This window comes from Paenibacillus durus ATCC 35681 (assembly GCF_000993825.1).
Classification (GTDB): Bacteria; Bacillota; Bacilli; order Paenibacillales; family Paenibacillaceae; genus Paenibacillus_AQ; species Paenibacillus_AQ durus_B.
Window position 1 is genome coordinate 1,315,463 of record NZ_CP011114.1, and the last position, 24,586, is coordinate 1,340,048.

Annotated in this window: 21 protein-coding genes and 1 riboswitch; of the genes, 16 read left to right on the forward strand and 5 right to left on the reverse strand. The window is 51.3% G+C overall.

The window, feature by feature from the left end; translation table 11 throughout:
- Nucleotides 1-27: 27 nt before the first annotated feature.
- The gene (locus VK70_RS05905; protein WP_025693994.1) at nucleotides 28-825 is read right to left on the reverse strand and encodes an ABC transporter permease; all 798 of its coding nucleotides are present in this window, start codon (nucleotides 823-825) and stop codon (nucleotides 28-30) included.
- Between the two features lie 225 nt (nucleotides 826-1,050).
- Between VK70_RS05905 and VK70_RS05910 the strand changes: the two genes are divergently transcribed.
- From VK70_RS05910 to VK70_RS05940, 7 genes are all read left to right on the forward strand, one after another.
- On the forward strand, nucleotides 1,051-2,175 hold the full coding sequence (locus tag VK70_RS05910) for a glycosyltransferase family 4 protein (RefSeq protein WP_025693993.1): 1,125 nt from the start codon (nucleotides 1,051-1,053) through the stop codon (nucleotides 2,173-2,175).
- Between the two features lie 125 nt (nucleotides 2,176-2,300).
- Nucleotides 2,301-3,269, forward strand: a complete 969-nt coding sequence (locus VK70_RS05915) for an aldo/keto reductase (RefSeq protein ID WP_025693992.1) — start codon at nucleotides 2,301-2,303, stop codon at nucleotides 3,267-3,269.
- 132 nt (nucleotides 3,270-3,401) lie between these two features.
- On the forward strand, nucleotides 3,402-4,394 hold the full coding sequence (locus VK70_RS05920; protein WP_025693991.1) for a LacI family DNA-binding transcriptional regulator: 993 nt from the start codon (nucleotides 3,402-3,404) through the stop codon (nucleotides 4,392-4,394).
- Between the two features lie 297 nt (nucleotides 4,395-4,691).
- Complete coding sequence (locus VK70_RS05925; protein ID WP_025693990.1) at nucleotides 4,692-5,984, forward strand: ABC transporter substrate-binding protein; 1,293 nt, start codon at nucleotides 4,692-4,694, stop codon at nucleotides 5,982-5,984.
- Between the two features lie 85 nt (nucleotides 5,985-6,069).
- Complete coding sequence (locus VK70_RS05930) at nucleotides 6,070-6,954, forward strand: carbohydrate ABC transporter permease (RefSeq protein WP_025693989.1); 885 nt, start codon at nucleotides 6,070-6,072, stop codon at nucleotides 6,952-6,954.
- A complete protein-coding gene (locus VK70_RS05935) occupies nucleotides 6,954-7,790 on the forward strand; it encodes a carbohydrate ABC transporter permease (RefSeq protein WP_025693988.1) in 837 nt (278 codons plus the stop codon). The genes VK70_RS05930 and VK70_RS05935 overlap by 1 nt, the downstream gene beginning before the upstream one ends.
- Nucleotides 7,791-7,813: 23 nt before the next feature.
- On the forward strand, nucleotides 7,814-9,484 hold the full coding sequence (locus VK70_RS05940; RefSeq protein ID WP_025693987.1) for an alpha-glucosidase: 1,671 nt from the start codon (nucleotides 7,814-7,816) through the stop codon (nucleotides 9,482-9,484).
- Between the two features lie 189 nt (nucleotides 9,485-9,673).
- On the opposite strand, the gene VK70_RS05945 is transcribed toward VK70_RS05940, so the two are convergent.
- The 3 genes from VK70_RS05945 to VK70_RS05960 all read right to left on the reverse strand — a co-directional run bounded on the left by VK70_RS05945 (nucleotide 9,674) and on the right by VK70_RS05960 (nucleotide 13,605).
- A complete protein-coding gene (locus tag VK70_RS05945) occupies nucleotides 9,674-10,726 on the reverse strand; it encodes an aromatic ring-hydroxylating oxygenase subunit alpha (protein ID WP_046724111.1) in 1,053 nt (350 codons plus the stop codon).
- A 120-nt stretch (nucleotides 10,727-10,846) separates the two neighbouring features.
- A riboswitch (purine riboswitch) is annotated at nucleotides 10,847-10,947 on the reverse strand.
- Nucleotides 10,948-11,062: 115 nt separating this feature from the next.
- Nucleotides 11,063-12,328: a S8 family peptidase gene (locus tag VK70_RS05955; protein WP_025695933.1), complete on the reverse strand. Its 1,266-nt coding sequence runs from the start codon at nucleotides 12,326-12,328 to the stop codon at nucleotides 11,063-11,065.
- 122 nt (nucleotides 12,329-12,450) lie between these two features.
- Nucleotides 12,451-13,605, reverse strand: a complete 1,155-nt coding sequence (locus tag VK70_RS05960; RefSeq protein WP_025695932.1) for a glycosyltransferase family 4 protein — start codon at nucleotides 13,603-13,605, stop codon at nucleotides 12,451-12,453.
- A 152-nt stretch (nucleotides 13,606-13,757) separates the two neighbouring features.
- Between VK70_RS05960 and VK70_RS05965 the strand changes: the two genes are divergently transcribed.
- From VK70_RS05965 to VK70_RS05985, 5 genes are all read left to right on the forward strand, one after another.
- The gene (locus VK70_RS05965) at nucleotides 13,758-15,110 is read left to right on the forward strand and encodes an RNA-guided endonuclease TnpB family protein (RefSeq protein WP_046722980.1); all 1,353 of its coding nucleotides are present in this window, start codon (nucleotides 13,758-13,760) and stop codon (nucleotides 15,108-15,110) included.
- A gap of 179 nt (nucleotides 15,111-15,289) precedes the next feature.
- Entirely contained in the window at nucleotides 15,290-16,024 is a 735-nt protein-coding gene (locus VK70_RS05970) for an SDR family oxidoreductase (protein WP_025698175.1), read from the forward strand.
- An 83-nt stretch (nucleotides 16,025-16,107) separates the two neighbouring features.
- Nucleotides 16,108-17,115, forward strand: coding sequence for a medium chain dehydrogenase/reductase family protein (locus tag VK70_RS05975; protein WP_025698174.1), 1,008 nt, complete (start codon nucleotides 16,108-16,110; stop codon nucleotides 17,113-17,115).
- 43 nt (nucleotides 17,116-17,158) lie between these two features.
- Entirely contained in the window at nucleotides 17,159-17,566 is a 408-nt protein-coding gene (locus VK70_RS05980) for a MerR family transcriptional regulator (RefSeq protein ID WP_025698173.1), read from the forward strand.
- 304 nt (nucleotides 17,567-17,870) lie between these two features.
- Nucleotides 17,871-18,410, forward strand: coding sequence for a GNAT family N-acetyltransferase (locus VK70_RS05985; RefSeq protein WP_025698171.1), 540 nt, complete (start codon nucleotides 17,871-17,873; stop codon nucleotides 18,408-18,410).
- 37 nt (nucleotides 18,411-18,447) lie between these two features.
- Here the strand turns inward: VK70_RS05985 and VK70_RS05990 are convergent, their stop codons facing one another.
- Nucleotides 18,448-18,771: a hypothetical protein gene (locus tag VK70_RS05990; RefSeq protein WP_025698170.1), complete on the reverse strand. Its 324-nt coding sequence runs from the start codon at nucleotides 18,769-18,771 to the stop codon at nucleotides 18,448-18,450.
- 175 nt (nucleotides 18,772-18,946) lie between these two features.
- Between VK70_RS05990 and VK70_RS05995 the strand changes: the two genes are divergently transcribed.
- The 4 genes from VK70_RS05995 (at nucleotide 18,947) to VK70_RS06010 (ending at nucleotide 24,556) form a co-directional block, all read left to right on the forward strand.
- A complete protein-coding gene (locus VK70_RS05995) occupies nucleotides 18,947-20,374 on the forward strand; it encodes an NAD(P)-binding domain-containing protein (RefSeq protein WP_025698168.1) in 1,428 nt (475 codons plus the stop codon).
- Between the two features lie 359 nt (nucleotides 20,375-20,733).
- Nucleotides 20,734-21,531, forward strand: coding sequence for a TIGR00266 family protein (locus VK70_RS06000; RefSeq protein ID WP_025698166.1), 798 nt, complete (start codon nucleotides 20,734-20,736; stop codon nucleotides 21,529-21,531).
- A gap of 227 nt (nucleotides 21,532-21,758) precedes the next feature.
- Nucleotides 21,759-22,847, forward strand: a complete 1,089-nt coding sequence (locus VK70_RS06005; RefSeq protein ID WP_046722982.1) for a sugar ABC transporter substrate-binding protein — start codon at nucleotides 21,759-21,761, stop codon at nucleotides 22,845-22,847.
- A 17-nt stretch (nucleotides 22,848-22,864) separates the two neighbouring features.
- A complete protein-coding gene (locus VK70_RS06010) occupies nucleotides 22,865-24,556 on the forward strand; it encodes a methyl-accepting chemotaxis protein (protein WP_158454053.1) in 1,692 nt (563 codons plus the stop codon).
- The last annotated feature ends 30 nt before the right edge of the window (nucleotides 24,557-24,586 follow it).

The following is a 24,586-nucleotide window of genomic DNA, read 5'->3' on the forward strand; positions in this document are numbered from 1 at the left end:
TTGGACCTTCGCCTCCTTATTTATAGATTAACCGCCCGTGATGACCAGCTTCCGCTCGATCCAGGCGAGGATCACCCGGCTCAGCAGCAGAAGGATGAGACACCAGGCGGCTTGAAAGGCGAGCTGTTCCCAGACAGCGGTTCCTGTTATTTTTCCAATGAACAAGGATAAAGGAATATTGAAAATACCCTGAAACGGAAGCCAGAGAAGGACTCGGCTGACCGCATCCGGGAAGAACCAGAGCGGAACCATTGCGCCGGAGCAAACGTCGGTTATCACGGATTTGAACATGTCGATCCCCCACGTTTCCGTGAACAGGATGGCTGTCATGCCGACGATGAAATTAATCAGAAAGGACAAGAGAAAAGCAAGCAGGACGCTTGCGGCGAAAGCGGCAGCCTGCACACCGGCCGGATAATCGATCGGGAAGAACAGGAACACCCCAACCAGCTGCGGAATAACGGTATAGATCATACTGAACAGGAAGACGCCCGCTGCCTTTGAGAAATGCATCCATTCAAAGTCCCAGGGTTTTTGCATGTCGAATACGATGGAGCCATCCCTGACTTTATCGCTGATTTCATAGGAGATGGAGGGGGGCATGATAGCGTATAGGATAACGGAGAGCATCGCATAGGTTTGCATTCCCTGTGAAGTCACACCCGTGGATATAGCGAGGCTGTGCCCGTTAGCGTAAATGGCCTTCCACACTTCGCGGAAAGCGATGACCAGAATAAACGAATTGATTACCCACAGCAGCAGATCGAACTTGTATACCTGTGTATTTTTTAGTGTGGTTATCGTATAGGCGACGTACTTCCCCACAGCACCACTCTCCTAAAAATGGATTATTATACCAATTAGGCGCGCTTACATCATTTTACTATAAACCGCTGGACACGGCATTTGATTTTTTTGGATAAAAATATATAAGATTTTCGGACCCGCCATATGAGCGAATTATGACTTCTGTAGACCGGTTAATCCCCTTTTCAGCTGGGCTGGCATACTCTAATTCAGACGATGATGCGCAGTGAAATGAGGGAGCTTATGAATAGATACTGGTGTGAATGGCGGGGCCCCGTTGAGAAGAAGAGCGGGCTCGGCATCGCCAGCCGGGCGTATGTGCGGGCGCTGCGGCGGCAGGGTGTAAATGTGCGGGTTGGCTCCAAGACGCTAAAGAACCTGGGAACCCGGCGGTCAGCGGTTAAAAAAGTTCTCATTTGGCACTATCCGCCGCACCAGGTAAGTGTCAAAAAAGAGAGAAAGCGTTACGATCATGTGATCCTGAACACTGTTTGGGAGACGACGCAGATCCCGAACCACTGGAAGCCGCACATGAATAAATTTGATGCGGTCTTTGTGCCCACGCTCCAGAACAAAGAAGCTCTCCTAAGGAGCGGCGTTAAGGTTCCCATCTTCATCGTGCCCCATGGCGTGAATACGATGGAATACCGTCCAGGCAATCCCAAGCTGAACCTGCCGGAGCATAAAAGGAGATTCATCTTTGTATCCGTCTTTGGCTTCCAGCACCGCAAGAATCCGGAAGGGCTGCTCCGGGCGTACTGGGAGGAGTTCTCCGCCAGTGATTCCGTGCTGCTCGTGATCAAGACGAACGGTTATGACTCTCGTGAGACTGAAGCCTGGATTAAGAAAAGAATCAGCCAATACAAGAAAAAGCTGGGTCTTAACAAAAGCACCGCTCCCGTTAAGATCATCGGCAGTCCGATCACACCCGGGCAGCTTAGAGGGATTTATACGCTCGGGGATGCTTTTGTTCTGCCAACGAGAGGGGAAGGCGTGGGCATGCCGTTTCTTGAAGCAATGGCCAGCGGCATTCCGGTTATTGCAACGGGCTGGGGAGGCCATATGGATTTTTTGAACAGCCGAAATTCTTTCCTGGTGAAATATAAACTGCGTAACCCGGCGGTCAGCATGCGAAGCAGGCACGCGATATCCCGTAAATTTAGCCACCTGTTCGCGCAGCAGGGACAGCGCTGGGCGGAGCCTGAGCTTCAAAGCCTCAGAAAGCAGATGAGGACCGCGTACGAGAACCCCCGTCTATGCAAAATGAAAGGCCGGCAGGGGCGTCAGGATACGCTTAAGCTTTCGTGGGATCGGGGGGGCAGATTGATGAAGCGGGCCATCGAACAGGTGATCAAAGGGAAGAAATAGAGGGAACGGACTGCCGCTGAACGCAAGGGTTTCCGGGTGTTTGGCGGCACTAACCTTCTGACGTTTCCCTATGGTATACTTGAGATTGGAATCACAATTTCAGCTTAAAGAAGGCGAGGGAAATCATGAATTACAGAACTCTTGGAAGAACGGGACTGAACGTATCGGAAATCGGCTTCGGAGCCTGGGGGATCGGCAAAACGTCATGGGTTGGCGCGGATGATCAAGAATCGCTTAAGGCGCTGAACCGGTCCGTTGAGCTGGGATTGAATTTTATCGATACCGCGCTTGGATATGGAGACGGGCACAGTGAGAAGCTGGTTGGACAAGTTGTCCGGGAACATGCGGGGAACATCTATGTAGCGACTAAGATCCCGCCGATTAACAGACAGTGGCCCGCCCGCAGCGGTGTGCCGGTAGAAGAGACGTTCACTAAGGAGCATGTGATTTCCTGCACGGAACAGAGCCTGCGGAATTTGGGTCTTGAGACGATTGATGTTCAGCAGTTCCATGTCTGGTCGGATGAGTGGGTCGGCAAAGGGGACTGGCTGGAAGGTGTACAGAAGCTGAAGGAACAGGGGAAAATCCGGTTCTTCGGCGTGTCCATCAATGACTATCAGCCAAGCAATGCGATTAAGCTAATTGAAAGCGGTCTCGTTGACACTGTTCAGGTTATCTATAATATTTTTGAACAGAGTCCGGAGGACGAGCTGTTGCCTGCCTGCGAGAAGCACGACATCGGGGTGATCGTCCGGGTTGCACTGGATGAAGGCGGATTAACAGGAAAAATAACGCCGGAAACCACCTTCGATCAAGGCGATTTCCGCAATCATTATTTCAGGGATGACCGTAAGCGGGAGGTCTTCGAGCGGGTGCAGCAAATTGCCGCCGATTTGAATATCTCTATTGACGACATTGCTGAAACGGCGCTGCGCTATGTGCTCAGCAGCCCAGCCGTTTCGACGGTCATTCCGGGGATGCGCTCTGTTACCAATGTGGAACGCAATATGAAGGTGGGAGATGGATTGGGGCTTCCTGAGGACCAGGTTGCCAAGCTGAAGGCGCACCGCTGGGTCCGCAATTTTTATAACTGACTCGTTGCAGCGAAGCCGTCTGACACTTTCGGGTGTCCGGCGGCTTTTTTTAAATTTCTTTCGCATTATCTCGATATAAGGTAAAATGATTGAAACTGGTTTCAATATTTGCTGTGAGAGGTGAACAAACGGATGACAACCATCATTGATGTGGCGCGCCTGGCGGGAGTGTCGAAGACGACCGTATCCCGGGTGATCAATAACTATCCCCATATTTCGCCGGACAAAAAGGAACAGGTCCTGAAGGCAATGCAGCAGCTTGGGTTCACGCCGAACCCTTCCGCGAGAAGATTAAGAGGACAGCTCGCCACAACCATCGCGGTAGTCGTCCCGAAAATTGTGAATCCGTTCTTTTCCTATTTGGTGGATGCCATCGAGCAGGTCGGTTACCGCAGCGGCTATCAGACTCTGATTTGCCAGACGAATGAGGATAAAGAGAAGGAATTATCCTACTTGAATCTGCTGAAGACCAAGCAGGCGGACGGAATCATTATGACATCCATCGAGAATGATTGGGCGCAGATTAAACCTTATACGGAGTTTGGCCCCATTGTGCTGTGCAACGAATATATCAACAAGACGGATGTTCCGATGATCCGGGTGGATCAATTTCAAGGCACCTATATCGGCGTCAAGCATCTGATTGAAAGAGGGCACCGCAAGATCGCGTATTGCACGGGCGGATTATTCACGGAATTCGGAAAGGACAAGGATCGGAATCAAGGCTATCAAAAAGCGCTGGAGGAAGCCGGTATCCCGGTGAATCCAAGCTGGATTCTGGTCGATAAGCATACGATTGAGGACGGCAAGCGAGTGATGCAGCTCCTGATGGAAATGAAGGACCGTCCGACAGCCGTGTTCGCCGGGAGCGATGAAATTGCCGGAGGACTGATGATGGCCGCGAAAAAAGCCGGCTTACGTATTCCGGATGATCTGGCGATCATCGGCTTTGACGATCAACCGATCGCGGAGGTTCTGGACCCGGGACTTACCACTATCCGGCAGCCGATTGCCCAAATGGGGAAGAAGGCCGGAGAGATTCTGCTGGCGATGCTGAATGAGCCTTGTCCAAGCCCTGCGGTTTATGAGCTTCCGGTTGAGCTGGTTGTCCGGGAATCCACCTAGCATGCGGGAGCAAGCTACGGCGGCTCTGGCACATTTTTTGGGAACGATACCAATTTAGACAATCAATTATTGCCGATCAGAAGCTATGAAACGCCATATATTGGCTATGCCCGGTTATTATTTTAGTGATGAGTTAGAAAAAAAGTTGTTGAAACCGTTACCAAAGAGTGATACATTATATCCATAATCACTTTAAATGATGGAGATGCGAGATTATACCTAAAAATTTGGTATCGTTCCCAAATATTCTGAGGTGATTGGATCAGGTGAAGTTATTACATTTATGGAGGGGTTCTTTTGAAAAAGACATTGGCTTTATTCCTCGTTCTATTGATGGCTGTTGCCTTGACCGCTTGCGGCGGGTCGGGGAATTCGGGCAACACGGCGGCGGATTCAAATGACGGCAAAGTCAACATTGTAATTGTAAACGGCAAAGGTGAAATCGCTTCCCAGTGGGAGCAGGCAGCAAAGGATTTCATGGCGGCAAACCCGGACATTACGGTTGAAGCGGTCTCCGGAGCGGTTGGGGAAACGGTCAATCTGCTGGACAAACTGACGGCTTCCGGCAAAACGGTTACCATTGCCATGATGTCTCCCGATTCCATTGTTAACAAATACAAAGACTTCGGCATTGATCTTACGAATGAAAAATGGAATGCCGATACGGTGTACGGCGTTAAAGACGCTAATGGCAAAATCGCCGGTTTCCCGTTCTCCATTGAAGGCTTCGGGTTGGTATACAACAAGAGCGTCGTGGAAAAAGCGGTAGGCGGCGCATTCGATCCTTATTCCATCAATACCCGCGACAAATTGAAAGCGCTTCTGGACAAAATCCAGGCCTCCGGCGTGAAATATCCGGTCGCTTATCAAACAGAGAACTGGTCGGTTGCGAACCATTACAGCACGCAATTTCTGAATCAGGCTGAGGACCCGAATACGATTGTGGAACAGCTGAAAGCCGGAAAGTTCGATCTGGCAAGCAACGCGGTATGGAACGGCTACTACGATACGATGGATCTGCTCGTCTCCAAAGCGTACAACAAATACGGCGAACGTCCGCTGGGCAAGTATTATGACGATGCGCACCTGAGCGTGGGCAAAGGCGAATCCGCCATTCTGTTCAACGGAAACTGGGCGTTTGATTCACTGAAAGCGGTCTCCGGCGAATCCTTCGGCTTTATCCCGGTTCCGGTGGACAACAATCCGGATAATCCGCTGAACAACAAAATTGCCGCAGGCCCAACCAATATTCTGGTAATCAACAAATCGGCTACGGCAGCCCAGCAGGAAGCGGGCAAGAAGTTTCTAAACTGGCTCGTATATGATCAAAAAGGCCAAGATTTTCTCGTCAATCAAGCCCAAGTCATTTCCGCTTTCAAGAACAATCTGAATAAAGTGACGAATCCGCTGGGAGTAGCGATTGCGGAAGCCGTGCAAGCAGGCAAAACGCTGCCGTTCAGCTCCAATTATGTAAAAGTTGAAGATTGGGGCAACATCCTTGCGCCGGATATTCAAAAATATATTGCGCAGAAAGAATCCCGCGCCGATCTGGCCAAAGCCATCGAAACCTATTACAAGAACCAGCACTAATCAATTAATCGTTATGAAACGGGAAAAGGGCGGGGCAGCCCCGTTCTTTTCCGCAACTTCAAGCACTTAGGGGTGAGCTAAACCTATGATAACGGAAAAAAGCCGGCTGAAGTCGCTCGGCAACCAGTTGTTTTTTACCGGTCCCACGATTATTTTCTTCGCCATAGCGGTACTGATTCCATTTGCCTACGGCCTTTATCTTACACTGACAGATATGACCTCTCCCGTGAATCCGATCAAGTTCTCGGGCTTCGGCAACTATAAAACCGCATTTACCGATACCGCGTTCTGGGAATCCATGTGGCTTACGGTCGAATTCGTCGTGGCGACGGTCATCATCATTAATATCCTTGGCTTTATTCTGGCATTTCTGGTCACTTCCGGCGTGAAAATGCAAAATTTCTTTCGGACGGCGCTGTTCACTCCGAATCTGATCGGCGGATTGATCCTCGGCTACATCTGGCAGTTCATCTTCGTGCAGACGCTTCCGTCCATCGGAGACAAGCTTGGCATCGAATGGCTGCGGCTGGGCTGGCTGGGGGATGAGCATCTGGCTTTCTGGGCCATCGTGATTGTAACGATCTGGCAGTCGGCGGGCTATATGATGATTATCTTTGTCGCAGGTCTGGTCAATGTTCCGAAAGACGTGATGGAGGCGGCCACAATCGACGGGGCGAACGCATGGCAACGTTTAAGAAATGTCATTCTCCCGCTGATGGTTCCATCCTTTGTCGTTACAGTCTTTTTGACTTTGAAAAATGCCTTCATGGTGTATGACGTGAACTACTCCCTGACCGCGGGCGGGCCATACGGCAGTACAACCATGGTATCCATGCATGTCGTCCAAAAAGCTTTTACGGAAAATATTTACGGCGTCGGCCAGGCCGAAGCGATCGTGCTGTTCATCATTGTGGCGGTTATTACAGGCTTGCAAGTTTATTTCAGTAAGAGAATGGAGGTTGCCGCCTAATGGAAGCCAGAAAAAGAGCCGCCTCTATCCTCACTTATACTTTGCTGATCGTGTCCTTTGCCGTCTTTGTCTTTCCGTTCTTCCTCATGGTCGTCAACTCGTTCAAGAACAATGGAGAGATACTCGAAAGTCCCTTTTCCCTGCCGACCAGTCTGAATTTCGGGCATTTTGCCGAAGTCGTTGATAAGATGAATTTCTTTGTATCGTTCAGAAACACGGTTGTGATTACCTTACTAAGCGTTCTACTTATCGGCATATTCGCGGCAATGACCGCTTATTACATGGTCAGACGTCCGACCAAATTCAATAACGGGCTCTTTGCGCTAATGGTTGCTTCGATGATTATTCCTTTTCAATCCATCATGATCCCGCTGATTTATATTTACGGAGCCAAGCTTCATTGGATCGACGCGGCGCCGATTCCGCTGCTCATTATTCTCTATATCGGGTTCGGCAGCGCACTCTCGATATTTATGTATCACGGATTCGTAAAGTCGATACCTTATGAGCTTGAAGAAGCTTCACTGCTGGATGGCTGCACGCGGCCGCAGACTTTTTTCAAAATTGTGCTGCCCATGCTCGCTCCAACCTCGGTGACGATCGCCATTCTGAACGTGCTCTGGATCTGGAACGACTACTTGCTGCCGTCTCTTGTGCTTACGAAAGACCAGGATTTCACCATGCCGATCAAAATGAAGGTCTTTAACGGAACGTATATGAACAACTGGGAACTGCTGATTCCCGCGCTGCTGCTCACCATCCTGCCCATCCTTGTCGCTTACCTGTTCGGGCAGCGTTATATTATCCGGGGCGTCAGCCAGGGCGCGATCAAATAAGTTGCTGGAGGAAGAGTGGAGATATGGAGACTAGAGACCGCAATTGGTGGAAGGAAAGTGTCGTCTATCAGATTTATCCCCGGAGCTTTCAGGATTCGGGCGGAGACGGAGTCGGGGATCTGCGCGGAATTATTAACCGGCTCGGCTACTTGAGCGACCTGGGCATCGACGTCATTTGGATATGTCCCGTTTACGATTCGCCCAACGACGATAACGGGTACGACATTCGGGATTTCTATAAAATGCAGGCTGAATACGGAACGATGGAAGATATGCTGGAACTGATCACCACAGCGGAGGCCCTTGGCATCCGCATTATCATGGACCTGGTTGCAAACCATACCTCGGACGAACATGCCTGGTTCGTGGAATCCCGCAGCTCCAAAGACAATCCGAAGCGCGACTGGTATATATGGAAGCCGGGCTCGGGCGGGGAGGAACCGACCAACTGGGAATCGAATTTCGGGGGTTCCGCCTGGGAGTATGACGAGCACACTCAGGAATATTATCTGCACTGCTTTTCCAGAAAGCAGCCGGATCTGAACTGGGAGAATCCCGAGGTTCGCCGGAATATTTTCTCCATGATGGAATGGTGGATCGACAAGGGGGTTGCCGGATTTCGCATCGACGCGATTACCTTTATCAAAAAGGATCAGCGGTTCCCGCAGCTTAAGACAGAAGAGGGCCGCCGTTATGCTCCGCTTGCGGAAGCCTGCCTGAATCAACCCGGCATCCTGGATTTTCTGCACGAAATGAAACGGGAGGTGCTGAAGCCACGCAATGTGATGACCGTCGCGGAGGCGCCCGGCGTGCCGATTGAGCAGATTCATGATTATGTGGATGAGCAGAGCGGCGTTTTCAATATGATTTTTCAATTTGATCATGTGGATCTGGACGTCAAACCGACGGCTAAAGGAATCTACCATTCCTGGAAGCTGACCGACTTCAAGCATGCGCTGTCCAAATGGCAGACGGAGACGGCGGGTAGGGGATGGATGGCGCTGTTCCTGGAGAATCACGACCATGTCAGGTCAGTTTCCAAATTCGGCAGCGACGGGCGTTACCGTGAGGAATCGGCTAAAATGCTGGCCGCCTACTATTTTCTGATGCGGGGCACTCCTTTTATCTACCAAGGGCAAGAGATCGGGATGACCAATCATTATTTTGCTTCGATAGAGGAGTACCGGGATATTGAAAGCATTAATTTCCACGCTTACGGAACGGCCTTGGGTAGGCCCGAGGGTGACATCCTGAAACATCTGGCAAAAAGGAGCCGGGATCAGGGGCGCACGCCGATGCAGTGGAGTCCGGAGCCGATGGCCGGATTTACGTCCGGGGAGCCGTGGCTGCGGGTGAATCCGAATTATACGTCGATCAATGTGGAGCAGTCGCTGCATGACGGGAATTCGATCCTGCATTTCTACCGGAAGCTGATCAGGCTGCGCCGGGAGAATAAAGCGCTGATTTACGGCGATTACCGGGAGATTTACAAGGATTCCGAGGAGCTTGGCGGCTACGTCCGGACCTTGGGCAGCGAGCAGTGGACGGTATTATGCAATTTTACGGACCGAAATGTTGCGATACCTGCGCCGCTTGCGGGCGATATCGTACTGTCCAATCTGAATGCTCATGAAGAAGGCGTCATGAAACCGTATGAGACGGTAATATGCAAAGCGGAATACGAAGCGGGTTAAGAAGAAACGGCATCGCCGTCCTGTTAGGGACGGTTTAAAAAAGAATCGCCCTGATCCTTTTTCTAAAAAGGAGGGCGATTCTTTTTTGAAATATAAGACTTTATAAGCTTCGCGCCTATCGTTTGGTCTTATATTTTTTCGAGAAACGTACCTGCGTCTTATAAGACGCCGTCAGGCGTTTCTTCTTACTTAAGATGTATAATGTCTTCCGAGTCCAAGCTCCGTAAGCAGCTGCCGGTAGGCGATGGAAGTGCGGTCAGCCGGAATATGAGCCTCCGCCGTCAGATCCAGCGGGAGGTCTTCCGGAGTCTGAGCCTCGACCATGTCGCGGTCCTCCTGGAACACCTGAAGGTTAAAATCAATAGTAGGCTGAAGCGGAGCGTCTTTATCGAAATTGCGTGAAATCGGGCAGAACAGACGGGTGTAGCGGGCCGAGACCGGGGAAGCGCAGTTCAGGATCATCAGCTTCCCGTCGTCTGGAAAATGCACGGTAAGCGACGCGGCGAACGGCGGGAATACGCGGAACGCGCGCAGCCACATAAAGCCTTCCGGAACGGGTGCGTTCTGGCCTTTTCCGTAGTTGCTGACCGTGCTCCAATAGTCGGCAAATAACTCAGTGCCTTCGCGTCTCACCTTGTACTGCGGGACCTCCGGATTATTGCGGTCGCCGAAGCTGTCCGTATGCACATAAGCGAAATGGGATACGTCCAGGAAGCCCTCCATTTGGCGTCCGGCGGAACCCGCGATGTCAAAGCTCGGAGGCAAAATATTGATGAAATCCGGATCATCCCAGCCCGGGAAGTCGGGAATTTGTTCCTCGGCACCCGAGAGACAAGTCCAGATCAAGCCGTAGCGCTCAACTGCAGGATACATAATCAGCTTCAGCTTGGGTGAAATTTTGCTGCTCGGGTGTGCGGGAACCGCGGTACATGCTCCTTCGCAGTTATACCGAAAGCCGTGATAAGGGCATACGATCTCATCGTTTTCAACCCATCCCATGCTGAGAGGGGCGCCCCGGTGGAAGCAAAGATCGCGGGCAATAACGACTTTGCCCTTGCTGCGGTAACAGACGAGCTTCACATCCAGCAGCTTCACACCCACCGGCTTGTCCGCAATCTCGCTTGCGATGGCTACCGGATACCAGTATTTAGAGAGGACATGCCAGTCATTTTCCGTAAATGTACAGTCGCGGGGAAGCTGCGTCTGAGCGGCTTCGGCGGGGGAATTAGCTTTAACATTCATCATCTTTCACCTCACGAATTATTGAATATTCCTCTAATGCAGAAAACCCCGGGCGCCAAGAGGCGCATAGTTAAATCGGCCTTTCGCTGCGCAGCCTAAAGAGGGCCGGACAGAAAGGGAAATAACTGATACACCTCTTGTAGCCTGGGGCAATTCACGGTTGCCTGTAGAGACGCTCACCCAGATTGTGAGCTTATACAAGAAGCAGCAATATAATAGTGTCAGGTTATATGACGCAATTATTGGCTTAATGATAAACTCGGTCCAGGTGGTTGTCAATATCATTTTAAATTTTAATGGTTTCGGTAACAAAATTTACGGCAATCTGCACAATGATTAGCGGGAACGCCGCCGGCGCTGCAGAAACCTTACATTAATCTCACCTCTTCCGGCAGTGTTGGTGTTGAATTTGAGGCGGAAGGTATTCTTTTTCAGTATCGTTTTGACCTGTGATGGAGACAGAGCGGGATTGCTCTGCAATAGCTGGGCGGCTGTGCCGGAGACGATGGGCGTAGACATGCTCGTGCCGGACAATACGAAATAGCTGCGGCCGATTCTCTGAGAAGGAAACTCGCGGTCCAGCTTGGAGCGGGGAGAGCGCAGCGAAATAATCGTCTCGCCCGGTGCAACCAGATCCGGTTTGTTCCCTCCAAAGCGTGCCGGTCCCCGGCTGGAGAACCAGGCTATGCGGTCGTCGGCTTGCGGGAGGGTACGGCGGTCGTTCACCGCTCCGATCGTAATAGCCGAAGGGCTGTTACCGGGCGACTCAATCGTACCGTACCCAGGCCCGCCGTTTCCGGCCGCAATCACGACGGTCAGTCCGGCCTTGACCGCCTGCTCCACGGCTTGGCAGAGAGGATCGTCTTTATATGAAGAATTTATCGGACCTCCAAGTGACAGGGATAGAATGCGCAGCTTCAGCCGCTTCCGGTGGGCGATGCACCACTCGATTCCCTTAATAATCGTGGAGTCGTATCCGCTGCCATTCCTATCTAATACTTTAACACCCACAATGCCCGCTTCCGGCGCAGGCCCTTTGTATTTCCCGCTGCTTGACCAGCCGTTGCCCGCCGCATCTCCGGCGACATGCGTTCCGTGGCCGTTATCGTCGTAAGGCCGCTGTCTACGGTTGATGAAGTCTTTAAAGGCGATAATCCGGTTGGCGGGACGGGTCAGGTCCGGGTGCGGAAAGACCCCGGTGTCGAGAACAGCAATGTTAACCCCTTTTCCGGTAAGACCTTTCTCTCTTTGAACAGCAGCAGAACCGATGGAAGGCGTCGCTATAGAGAGCGACGTTGTTTTAATTCCGTCCAGATATATTTTGTGGACTGCGCCGCATCGGCACATCCGCTTCAGACAGTCCACTGAAATCCTGGACGATACCGAATTAACCAGCGGAAGCTGCCGCAGGACCGGAAGAGCATGCCGGCCTGCGTGCTGCTTCAGGGAATGCAACCGTGCCGGGGTTATTTTATGCTTCAGTTGAATGATGACCCGAATGTCTGTAGGTTTAGCGCTGGGCGCATAAGATTGCCCAATCTTTTGTCTTAAAGAACGATGGAGCTTCGCAGCATATTGCTGCGGCCATATCTGTCCGTCCATAGTTTAGGCTCACCTCACCAGTGCAGTGTATGCACCGCCAATTTCATAGGTGATAAACTATGAATCCGGGAGGCAGCTCTTTTCCGCCCGAAATGCAGAGCGGGAGGAACGGGTTAATCGCATCAACCGATGACCTTTCGTCCGGCGTAGATTTCCGGGTGCGCGGCGTAATGATAATGGAGCATAAGACCCTCGAACACGGCGTCCCAGCTTCGGGATTTGGCCGTTTCGAGCGCTTTTTCGCTAAGAACCTGCCGATTATGCGGGTTGAGCATTTTGACGATCGCCTTGGTTAGCTCCGGGACGCTGCCGTACTTGCATACAAGCGCGTTCCTGTGGTTCTCCGTAAAATCGGTCACGCCGCCGGAATCGGTGCAGATGACAGGCAGCCCGCTCGCCATCGCCTCAAGCAGCACATTGCCGAACGTCTCGGTGCCGGAAGGAAATACGAAGACATCTGCGCTTGCATAGATTGCAGCCAGTTCTTCGCCCCGGCGGCTTCCCGTAAAAATGGCGTTCGGTATCCTTTTGGCGATCAGCTCCGGCAAATAAGGCCCCTCCCCGGTGAAGACCCATTTTACCCGCTCTCCGTATCGCTGATTAACTTGCATAATGCTGTCAGCCAGCGTTGGCAGCCCTTTCTCCGCCGCGATGCGGCCGACGTAGAGAAATACAACTTCCTCCGTTCCGGCCAGCTTTTCCCTAAGCTCTGGGGAGTAATTCCCGGGATTAAACCGCTCCAGATCGATTCCACGGGGCCAAAGGGCCAAGTTTTGAATGCCATGCTGTGTCAAATCGTGCAGCGCACTCCGGGAAGGGGCGAGGTTGACGAGTGCGAAGCTGTGAAACCAGCGCATGTATGCCCACAAAGCTTTATTTAAATACTGCATATGGTAAAATTGGAGGTACTTGTCGAAGCTCGTATGGTAGGACATGATGATCGGTATATTCAGCGCTCTCGCTGCCCGCAGGCCGCTCCAGCCGACGCCGAGCTCAGTGACAATGTGCACGACATCGGGCCCAAAGTCCGAGAGCTGCTCAAGAATTTTGGGATAAGGAGGGAAAGCGAGACGGCAATCCGGATAGATATGAGGCGTGAAGCCTTTGAACCGTACGACAGGGACCCCGTCTGCTTCGGGTTCATCGGACTCATAATCGGGGGCGAAGAATAGATGTTCAATGCCGCTGCGCGTCAAATATTGGCTCAAATACATCAACGTATTGGACACACCATTGATTTGCGGGTAAAACGTATCTGTGAAGAAGGCTATCCTCAAAATCATCAAATCCTTTACCGTTGAATGGATTTAGTGTCGCAGTCCCCCACCTCTAAGCCAACAGCGAAGGTGGGGGTTGGACACGTCTACTTAACAAACATATGTTCTTGTGTTATGCTAGATCCATCAAACTTACGATGGAGGCGCATCCCATGAAGGTGGTCAAAACACTCAAACATCCGATTACGTCTCACCACCGCATGCTAGATGCGACTCTCCATGTATATCAAGAGGCGCTGTCGTTCTTTATTACGGTCATTCAAGAGCAGTTTATGGCCTTGGAATCGTTATCCACCCAAGCGGTGGTGACGGCAGTAGAACGGCTGACTCACCGTACCAGGCACAATCCGAATCCGTTTTACACCGAATTCGATCAACGCTTTTATAAGTTTCCTTCTTACTTCCGCAGGAGTGCCATTGCCGAAGCGTTTGGCATTGTGAAAAGTCATAACTCCCGTTTTCAGCTTTGGCAAGCCGAGCGGCAACACGCCCAGCAAGAAGGGAAACGCTTTTCGAAGAAACCGCCGACACTCCAAGCTCAGCATCAGGCGTTCCCTTGCTTCTACAAAGGCAATATGTTCATTCGAACCTCCGAAAGGGCAGCCAACATCAAGGTATTTCATCGAGGCGATTGGGTCTGGCTCCCCATTACCTTTAAAGGGCAGGACCTATTCAAACGTAACGTGTGGAGCATGAAAGAATGCAGCCCCACATTGGTTCGGAAAGGAAAACGCTATGCCCTTCATATCGCCTATGAGGGAGATGTGAAGTTGACTCAGACGGAACATTCCAAGCAGCGGGTGTGTGCTGTTGATTTGGGGTTAACGAATTCCGCAGTCTGTTCCGTGATGGAAGCTAACGGCACTGTCTTGGCGAGGACATTTATTAACCAAGCCAAAGAAAAAGACCGGATGCGCCAAATCACAGGTAAACTAAAACAAGCCCAGCGTCAATCCGGTATAGGGGCAAAACCGAATTTCTGGCGGCGGATGAACGGCTTACAGACGCATATCGTCCACGATACCGCGCATCAAATCCTTGCCTTTGCCCAAAAGCACCGCGCAGATGTCATCGTCATGGAGTATTTAGGGAAGATGCGTCTGCCTAGAGGAACGTGGGGAGCCAAGCGGCTTCGAGCCAAACTCCAGTTTTGGGCCAAACGACGCATCCAAACGAAAGTGACCGAAATGGCGTATTTTCTAGGGATGCGGGTTTCCATGGTCAACCCTGCGAATACAAGTGCGCTTGCTTTTGACGGCAGTGGATTTGTACAACGCAACACGAAGCGTGATATTGCTGTATTCGCAACAGGCAAAACGTATCACGCGGACCTTAATGCCTCGTATAACATCAGCGCACGGTACGTGCTACGTAATATACAAAAATCCACGTCTGAAAAGATGTGGTTGTCCTTGGAGGCAAAAGACCCTTCATTGGCAAAACGAACATATTGGACGTTGGCTTCCCTCATTCGGGTGCAACAGGCATTGAGTCTTCAGACATGAAGCTCGCAAGCGTGTGCAACCCTGTATGGATGCCAACAGAAGCCCCCCACTTCATGCGTAAGCTAAGTAGGGGAGAGTTCACTGGAACCACTTTATTTAACTATATTATTCATTTGCAAATCCCAAACTGCCGAAAGGTAAAATGGTTATTAAATTTGGATTTAGGGTGGTTGATTATCATGCTGACTAATAAAAAGTTGATCATAACCGGCGCGGCATCCGGGATCGGAAAAGAAATCGTGAAACTCGGTTTACGAGAAGGCGCTTCGGTGATCGCGTGTGACATTAACGGCCGGCTGCTCGAGGAGTTGAAGGAGTGGGCGGATGCTTATCAGAATCTGTACACCTATCAAGTGGATGTAAGCGATTATGATCTGGTTCGTGAGTTTTTTGCCTATATTGAACAGGAGCACCCGGACGCGGACAGCTTGGTGAATAACGCGGGGATTTATTTGGCGCAAAGCATTCTGGATTATCAAGAGGACGATATCGCCAGAGTCATGGATATTAACATCAAGGGAGCCGTCTATTTCTCGCAGCTGTTCGGAAGGCGGATGCTTCGCAATCAGCGCCAGGGAACAATCGTCAATATGTCCTCCGTGTCGGGGATGGAGGGAAGCTCGGATGCGATTTATGGCATGTCCAAAGCAGCCTTGCTCGGGCTAACCAAGAGCTGCGCCATGAATTTTTCGCCCTACATACGCGTTAACGCTGTCGCGCCCACGATGGTGGACACTTCAATGATGGAGACCATTCCCGAATGGAGAAAACAGGAGTATCTCAGTCACCAGCTAATTCCTGAGCCGGTATTGCCGGAGGATGTGGCTGAAACAGTCGTTTTTCTACTGTCCGATAAATCGAGGCACTATACGGGCGCTACCTTTGATATTAATAACGGCGGCTATTTAAGATAATGGGATGGGCTGCTTGACTTCGAGTAAACTCTAAGAAATATAATACGGGCATCCATAATTCATCTTTGAAGGAGAGATGTCCTGTGTTCAACTCAAGAGTTATCGTAACGGCGTACGGTGGGCCGGAAGTGCTGAAAGTGGTTCAGGAGCCTCTGCGGATCCCTGATCGGGATGAGGTTCGCGTCAAAGTTCAAAGCTCCGGCGTGGCGCTAGCGGATATCATGAGAAGGGAAGGCAAGTTTCCGAATCCGCCTACGCCGCCGTTTACGCCGGGATACGATGCGGTCGGTGTGATCGACGAGCTCGGGGAGGATGTGCAGCAGTTTCGTAAAGGGGACAAAGTGGCGGTTTTCTATAACGGAACGGGGGGCTATGCGGCTTATGTGTATGCGAAGAATGACGAACTGGTCGCTGTTCCGCCGCAGGTGGATTCATCGCTCGCCGTTGCCGCTGTCTTAAACTATGTTACCGCCTATCAGATGCTTCACCGAATCGCCAAGGTATCTGAGGGAGAGAGTGTTCTGATCCACGGAGCAAGCGGCGGAACTGGAACGGCCCTGCTGGAACTGGGCAGATTGGCGAAGCTGAAAATGTATGGCACGGCTTCGCTGATGAAGCACTCCACTGTTGCCGGGTACGGCGCCGAACCGATCGATTACCGGAACGAAGATTTCGTCGATTTTCTGGGGCTTCATGCTCCTGAAGGAATTGACGCCGTATTCGATCCGATTGGAGGCGAGAACTACGAACGCTCGCTGCGGACTTTAAGCCGGAACGGCCGGTTTGTCAGCTACGGGTATACCTCAGTGCTTCAGGAGCAGGACTCCGGAAATTGGGAGAAGGAATGGAGCCATCTGGCGGCAACCCAAACGACGGAGCAGGGCCATCCTATGCATCTTTACAGCATCACCCTTCTGAAAAAAGAACAGCCGGACTGGTTCCGGGAAGACGCAAGCGCCGTACTATCTCTGCTGGAGGGAGGCTTGATCCATCCGCTGGTATCGCACCGCATTCCGCTTCAAGAAGCGGCCAAGGCGCAGGAGCTGCTTGAACGGTCTTTGGCCGTCGGCAAAGTGGTGCTGATCAGCTAAAATATTTGGTTTAAGGCTGAATGAAGGAAGTGAGGACAGTCGCATGTACTCAATCAGTGAAGTATCCAAATTAACGGGGATTACGGCGTATACCCTCCGTTTCTATGAAAAGATAGGTATACTGCCGAACCCATCCCGTAAGGATGGAAAGGAGAATGGACGCCGGCGTTACGACGACGGGGACATCCGGTTTATCCGCTTCATCCACGGCTTAAAGCAAACGGGAATGAAGCTGGAGGATATCGCTTCTTTTGCCAAGGACGGGTGTTTATTGGACCTGGACGGCAGAGAAATACCTGACATCCGGGATTCTCTGCACATACGAATGGACATCCTGGATAGGCATATTGACTGGCTGGAGCGGCAGATGGAGCATCTGGAGCAGGTCAAGACCGTCGCCCTGGAGAAAAAAGCGTACTATTCGGCTATGCTGAATGACCATTTATCGTAATTTCCTGTCGGATGAGAAGACCTTCTTGAGAGATCAAGAGGGTCTTTTTGCAAATATCAGAAAGTATAAGCTTCGCGCTTATCCTTGACCTGATATTTTTACGAGAAACGGATGCCTTCCTCTTCCAGAGGACGGCGAAGCCGTTTCTTCTTAGTAGTGACAGAAATGATTTCCGAAATAAGAGCCCCTTAATATTATTGATATGAATGGATAATTAGCGAGAATTGGTAGGAAGCGGATTTCGTCATACCAAATATGCATGAAGTACGCTCTTTGTAAGAATAACTATGAAAGAAGAGAGACTATGACTATCCTAGATACCGATCGTTTAATCATTAGAAGATTCAAGGCGGAGGATTGGCGGGATCTGCATGAATATCTATCCAGGGAGAACGTGGTAAAGTATGAACCCTATGGCGTGTTAACGGAGAAAGAATCAAGAGAAGAAGCGCTGAGGCGTTCCTCGGATTCTGCTTTTTGGGCAGTGTGTCTTAAAGAAACGGGTAAAATGATCGGTAATTTATATTTTCAGGAGCAGGAGCCGAAGAGATTTCAAACTTGGGTATTGGGATACGTATTTCATTCCGATTATCAGGGAAATGGTTATGCCGGCGAGGCTTGCCGCAGGCTGCTGAAATACGGTTATGAAACTTTGGAGATCCGGCGTGTGATCGCGATGTGCAATCCCGAGAACCAGCGGTCATGGAAATTGCTTGAACGGCTGAATTTTCGGAGAGAAGGGCACTCCCTGCAGACGGGTTACTTCAAATACGATAAAGATGGAAATCCAATCTGGCATGATACTTTTTTATATGCGCTGCTCCGAACCGAATGGGGCGAATAAAAGATGAAATTAAAAAATCTACTGCCATACATCTTCTTTACATCACGGTTAATTCAAGACGGACATTCCTGCGAAAATACATGTCTTCCCTGCTTAAACTCTCGTTATGGCGGAAATTCCTTGAAATTCCTGCAGGGTCGCAGCTTTTTCCAAATTGATCAATAGAATCAACGAAAAAAACTGCACTGGAGCAGGCTTGCAATTTATTCAAAAGCCAGCCCCAAAAATCAACTGGTGAGCGGAAGTTAACTACCTCGTCCGGAATAATGGATGCGGCGGCCATTAAGGGTGCGGCGGTCAATAAGTTTGCATCAACGCCCAGCGTCGATTGACAAATCGTGAGGTCGCGCAGTAATCTCATGTCATATTATCTCTCATAAAACGCTGATTATTAGTTGCTATGCACAATTAATAATGAGAATTTTAGATATTATGACAATATACATGCCATCAACATTTAAACGGCTGATGACTCAAGATATAATATGACTATTAGCACATATGCTGGCTTAAGCCACTGAAAGGTATGAGGAGTCATGAGTCTGGAAGCATTGAACGAACGAGTGAAAACCGATCTTTCCTACCTTGCCTTTGGAGGCGCGGCTTGGGTACAGCCGAAGAATCATTCTGAAGGGCATGTCTATGACGTTGTAATTATCGGGGGAGGTCAAAGCGGCTTGGCTGCGGCTTTTGGCCTGCTGCGTGAACGGATATCGAATATTCTAGTCATTGATGAGAACCGTGAAGGTCTGGAAGGGCCGTGGGAAACTTATGCGCGCATGGTTACGCTGCGTACGCCCAAGCATCTGACTTCCATCGACCTCGGAATACCTTCTCTGACCTTCCGCTCCTGGTGGGAAGCGCAGTTCGGATCGCAGGGCTGGGAAGAGGTTGTGAAAATTCCGCGGGGCGACTGGATGAATTATTTGCGCTGGTACCGGCAGGTTCTTGGTCTTCCGGTCATTAATGAGGTCAAGCTGAAGCTGATTGAGCCTGCCGAGGAAGGGATTCACCGCTTGCATATTGACGGTGTGGGGGCGCCTTCGGAACAATTATTGGCGCGAAAGGTCGTTCTGGCCACAGGTATCCAGGGGGGCGGCGAATGGCATGTGCCTTCACTCATCGCCGATAATTTGCCGAACCACCTGTATGCCCACACCTCGGAGATGATTGATTTTGACACGCTGAAGGGCAAAAAAATCGGGATTCTGGGCGGCGGCGCATCGGCCTTTGACAATGCCAATTTCGCCTTGTCCCAAGGCGTGGCCGAAGCTCATGTCTTTGTACGCCGGGAGAAGCTGCCGAACGTCAATCCGATCCGCCAGATGGAATCGTCGGGGATGATTGAGCGCTTCCACGTTCTGACGGATGCCGAGAAGTATGCGGCGATTTCTCATTTCTTCAAATACAATCAGCCGCCGACCAACGATACCTTTGAACGGGCGGCTGCATGGCCCGGATTTAAGCTGCACCTTGGCGCTCCATGGCTTGATGTAGAGAGCGAGGGCGAAGGAGTGACGGTGACCACGCCTCAAGGCAGGTTCACGTTTGATTTCCTGATCGTCAGTACGGGTCTGCTCAGCGATCCCGGCTTACGTCCGGAACTCCGGCTGATCGAGAGCCACATTGCCCGCTGGAGCGATGTCTACAAGGCTCCGGAAGAGACAGCTAATCCGCTGCTCGATGCGCATCCTTATCTCAGCCCCGGCTTTGCGCTCACAAGCCGCGACGCGGAGGGAGAGCCTCTCCTGCATGGACTGTTCGTCTTTAACTACTCGGCGCTTGCGAGCTGCGGACTTTCGGCTTCCGCCATTTCGGGAACGAAGAACGCGGTGCCGAGGCTAGTCTCGGGAGTGGCGGACCAATTGTTCCTTGACGACCGCGACGCGATTCTGCAATCCTTCTTTGATTATGATGAGGCCGAATTTATCGGCGAATGGTCAATAAGCAGCGCCAAGCGATGAGCTTGAACCCAAAATATAATCGTCTCGCATCAAGGGCGCCCGGGAAACCGGGCGTTTTTTGGAAATATAAGAAAGTATAAGCTTCGCGCTTATCATTTGCCTTATATTTCTACGAGAAACGATACCTAAAAGCGATACTCGTATCGCTACTTCGGAAGCTTAAGCTGCTAACAGGACGGCGCAGCCGTTTCTTCTTGGTTTGCGCGGCGGTGTGGAAGGTGAAGAAAAAGCAGAATTAAACAGATTTGCATCGCATAAAATTTTAAGTTCCGGCGAAACCGCTCCGGCTTAACGGACGTATTAACGCTCAAACGGCTTGAAGAAACCTTGAACAAATCATTGAGGAGGATTCGATAGTTATGGGAGCGCATGAAATTGATTATGTGATTATGGGCGAAGAAATGCAGTGTGTGGAGGTTCAGCTTGATCCCGGCGAAAGCGTGATTGCGGAAGCGGGGAGCTTCATGATGATGGACCCGGAAATCCGCATGGAGACCATTTTCGGCGACGGGAGCAGCTCGGGTCAGGGCGGCGGCGGTCTGATGGGCAAACTGATGGGCGCGGGAAAAAGGGTGCTGACCGGCGAGAGCCTGTTCATGACCGTATTCACGCATGGCGGCGGCTATGACCGGAAGTCTGTAACGTTCGCCGCTCCGTATCCGGGAAAGATCATTCCCCTTGACCTGCTTCAGTATGGCGGGAAAATTGTCTGTCAAAAGGACGCTTTTCTCTGCGCGGCGAAGGGCGTTTCCGTAGGGATTGAATTTCAGCGCAAGCTGGGCGCCGGATTCTTCGGCGGTGAAGGATTTATTATGCAGAAGCTGGAAGGCGACGGTTTAGCCTTTGTCCATTCCGGAGGATACGTCATGGAGAAGACGCTGCAGCCCGGAGAAGTCATTCGCCTGGATACCGGCTGTCTAGTCGCCATGACTTCATCGGTGGACTATGATATCGAGATGGTCAAAGGCATCAAAACCGCCCTGTTCGGAGGGGAGGGCCTGTTCTTCGCGACGCTGCGCGGACCGGGCAAAATATGGGTTCAGTCGCTACCGTTCAACCGGATGGCCGACCGTATTCTGTCCGCAGCCCGCGGCACGGGACGCAGAGAAGAGGGCAGCATTCTCGGAGGACTCGGCAATCTGCTGGACGGCAGATAGGATTTAGGCTTTAATTTCGGGGCCGTTGAACACATGGGTTTATCGTGTGTTTGACGGCTTTTTTGTGCTGAAAATTATAACGTAACTCTGGAAGCCAGACATTATTTTTGTCAACCAAATAATTTCTTGGAATTGTATAACAAATGACCGGTTTTTTGTCGATAATCACCGAAACATATCTACTCTGACTTTTTGTCGGGGGGCCTAAAAATTAGGGGGTTATGCCTATGAAAACAAAGAGAAAGTTTATCCGTTCCTTGTGTGTGATGCTATGCGTGGCGGCAGTATTGGCGTGGACGACGTCATGCTCAACCGGCAGCGTCTCGCCGGAAGCGGGAGAAGCGTCAAAAGCCGCCAGCGCCGGCTCGCCCGGAACACAAAGCACCGAGAGCGGAGCAGCCGCGCAGGGCACAAAGGCGGCCGAGAATCCGGGGAAGAAAAGCGAGGTAGCTATCGGCGTCGTATTGCTCGATCAGAGAGACCGGTTTCTCACCTATTTGGCGCAGAACATGAAGCGGGAGGCTCAGGCTGAGCCGGGAACGTCGCTGGAAATCAAATATTCCGGCGAAGATGCGAAACTCCAAGCCGAACAGGTGGAGGAACTGCTTGCGGCGGGGGTAAACGCTATCGTGTTTATTCCGGTGAACGCGGAGCAATCGGTAAAGTTGACGAAAAGAATTCAGGACGCTGGGATACCGGCAATTGTTCTTTCCCGCGCTTATGAAGGCGCGGAAGAGGCGACGGCATATGTGGGCTCCGAATTGCCGCCGTCCGCTGAATCGTCGCCGGATGCCGCCGGTATTCTGGAGATGAACGAGATCGCCAAATTGCTGGGTGGAAAAGGGAATATTGCACTCATTGACGGCGGCAAAGATGAGAAGCGGGCAGAAGATATCAAGCATGTCATAGCCCAGCATCCGGGATTGAATTTGGTGTTCGAAGGAAGCGCCGCACATGACCGGTATCAAGCGCTGCTGCTCATGTCGGATTGGCTGACTACCGGCAAATCCATCGATGCCGTTGTGGCCACTAATGATGAAATGGCCATCGGAGCCATTCTGGCCGCGCGGCTGCAGGGCAAAGAGAAGGGAATGCGGTTTGCGGGAGTCGACGGTACGATGCAGGCTCTGGAGCTGATGAAGGTGGGCAAGCTTGACGCAACTGTCTTTCAGGATGCGGCTGAACAGGGGAAACAGGCGGTAAAAGTCGCGGTTAAAGCCGCACAAGGCTTAAGCTTTACCCAAAATACATATGTCCCATACGAGCTGGTCACCGCGAATCAAGCGGATCGGTACATTGCAAAATGGAATCATTGAGATTAGGAGGAAAATCGGTGCGTCTATCAATTGCACATAAATTATTGGCCGGATTTTTGACGGTTGCAATCATTTCTGGGTGTGCGGGTGTGAGCTACATCCAGTCTATGCGAAAGGTACAGGGGACTATGGCAAAGATTCTGGAGCATCACGTGATGCTGAAAGGCAAGGCGGATAATCTAAAGTTCTATGCCATATCGCAGAACAGCAGCCTGCAATCCTATTTGCTCAATCAGGATACGTTCTATCATACGAATCTGCAGACGGACAACAGCCAGACGGATCAGCTCCTGGACGAAATGTCTTCCATGATGGGGGATCAGCCGGAGAGCCGGAAAATGGTTGATCTGATGAAGAGTATGAACCGCTATTACAGCGAGAAAGCCGATGTTCTGTTCGGGCTGCCGCAGGAGTCTTTGGAGGGCGCCTTTTTGGAGGCCAAGACCGACCTCATGCTGATGGGTGACGCCATTGTTCATTATGCCCAGCAGCTCTCCGATGAGCAAAATCGGGAAATGCTGGCGGTCAAGGCAGAAATGGAGAAGACAAACGCGGATGCCATACGTCTTACCATGGTGATCGGCATTGCCGTCTTTGTTCTTGCGGTCGGAATCGGTTTGTACATGGCCCGGATGATATCCCGGCCAATCCGGTTGCTGTCTTCCGCGGCGCGATCCATTTCCGAAGGGAACTTGGACGGAGATCCCCTAGTCCTGAAGCAGAAAGATGAATTGGCGATGCTGGCGGAAGCATTTAACCGGATGCAGGACAACCTGAGGGTTATTGTGACGGAAATCAACGAAAGCACCGAGCATCTGATTAATATATCCGGGGAGGTCGCGGCAGGTACGGAAGAAACGAGCCGGGCGGCGGAACATATGGCTTCCGTAATGGGCGAGCTGGCTTCGACCAGCAGCAGCCGGGTGGAGGCGACGAAGAACGGGCAGGAGGCCGTAATGGCCGTTCATGACGACATCCAAGGCATCGACCGGAACAGCCGGACTGCGATGAATGTCGCCAGACAAGCGCAGGAAATGGCCGTATCTGGAGAAAAAGGGCTCGCCGAAGCGGTTCGTCAGATGAACACGATCCGGCAGCGGATGGAAGCGATTGAACGGACGATGTCATCCTTGGAGAAGCGTTCCGGCGAAATTGAGGAGATGAACAACGTCATTTCTTCGATCGGGGTACAGACCAATCTCTTGTCGTTAAATGCGGCGATTGAAGCCGCCCGGGCAGGCGAGCATGGAAGGGGATTCGCAGTTGTTACCACGGAAATCCGCAAGCTTGCCAATGAAACGAACGCTTCGGCGGAGAAGGTGAAAGCGCTGGTTCAGGCGATCCAGAGCGATACGCGGCAGGTTGGACTATCGGTCAGGGAAATGAATGACGAGGTGGCTCAAGGCGTACAGACCACAAGCTCCGTAAGCGAATTATTCGACCAGATCAAGCGGCTTACCGACAGCACAACGAGCGAAATTCAGGAAGTAACCGCAGCGCTGCATAATCTGTCCGGACACTCCGAGAAGATTGTCCATACGATGGACCAGATATCGGAGATGACGAAGACGCTGGCGGAAAGTACGGAAAGTGTGGGTGCCGCCACCGAGCAGCAGCTGGCTTGCATGGAGCAAAATTCGGCGCATACGACGACACTGCATGAAATGTCAGCCAAGCTCCGTCAGACGGTGCTGCACTTTAAACTCTAGACTTCTGAAGATATAGAACAGAAAAGACCT

What these genes read in the sequence shown, in the direction of transcription:
- VK70_RS05910 (WP_025693993.1), top strand. Translation starts at nt 1,051, where the DNA reads ATGAATAGATACTGGTGTGAATGGCGGGGCCCCGTTGAGAAGAAGAGC.
- VK70_RS05915 (WP_025693992.1), top strand. Translation starts at nt 2,301, where the DNA reads ATGAATTACAGAACTCTTGGAAGAACGGGACTGAACGTATCGGAAATC.
- VK70_RS05920 (WP_025693991.1), top strand. Translation starts at nt 3,402, where the DNA reads ATGACAACCATCATTGATGTGGCGCGCCTGGCGGGAGTGTCGAAGACG.
- VK70_RS05930 (WP_025693989.1), top strand. Translation starts at nt 6,070, where the DNA reads ATGATAACGGAAAAAAGCCGGCTGAAGTCGCTCGGCAACCAGTTGTTT.
- VK70_RS05935 (WP_025693988.1), top strand. Translation starts at nt 6,954, where the DNA reads ATGGAAGCCAGAAAAAGAGCCGCCTCTATCCTCACTTATACTTTGCTG.
- VK70_RS05940 (WP_025693987.1), top strand. Translation starts at nt 7,814, where the DNA reads ATGGAGACTAGAGACCGCAATTGGTGGAAGGAAAGTGTCGTCTATCAG.
- VK70_RS05945 (WP_046724111.1), bottom strand. Translation starts at nt 10,726, where the DNA reads ATGAATGTTAAAGCTAATTCCCCCGCCGAAGCCGCTCAGACGCAGCTT.
- VK70_RS05955 (WP_025695933.1), bottom strand. Translation starts at nt 12,328, where the DNA reads ATGGACGGACAGATATGGCCGCAGCAATATGCTGCGAAGCTCCATCGT.
- VK70_RS05965 (WP_046722980.1), top strand. Translation starts at nt 13,758, where the DNA reads ATGAAGGTGGTCAAAACACTCAAACATCCGATTACGTCTCACCACCGC.
- VK70_RS05970 (WP_025698175.1), top strand. Translation starts at nt 15,290, where the DNA reads ATGCTGACTAATAAAAAGTTGATCATAACCGGCGCGGCATCCGGGATC.
- VK70_RS05980 (WP_025698173.1), top strand. Translation starts at nt 17,159, where the DNA reads ATGTACTCAATCAGTGAAGTATCCAAATTAACGGGGATTACGGCGTAT.
- VK70_RS05985 (WP_025698171.1), top strand. Translation starts at nt 17,871, where the DNA reads ATGACTATCCTAGATACCGATCGTTTAATCATTAGAAGATTCAAGGCG.
- VK70_RS05990 (WP_025698170.1), bottom strand. Translation starts at nt 18,771, where the DNA reads ATGAGATTACTGCGCGACCTCACGATTTGTCAATCGACGCTGGGCGTT.
- VK70_RS05995 (WP_025698168.1), top strand. Translation starts at nt 18,947, where the DNA reads ATGAGTCTGGAAGCATTGAACGAACGAGTGAAAACCGATCTTTCCTAC.
- VK70_RS06000 (WP_025698166.1), top strand. Translation starts at nt 20,734, where the DNA reads ATGGGAGCGCATGAAATTGATTATGTGATTATGGGCGAAGAAATGCAG.
- VK70_RS06005 (WP_046722982.1), top strand. Translation starts at nt 21,759, where the DNA reads ATGAAAACAAAGAGAAAGTTTATCCGTTCCTTGTGTGTGATGCTATGC.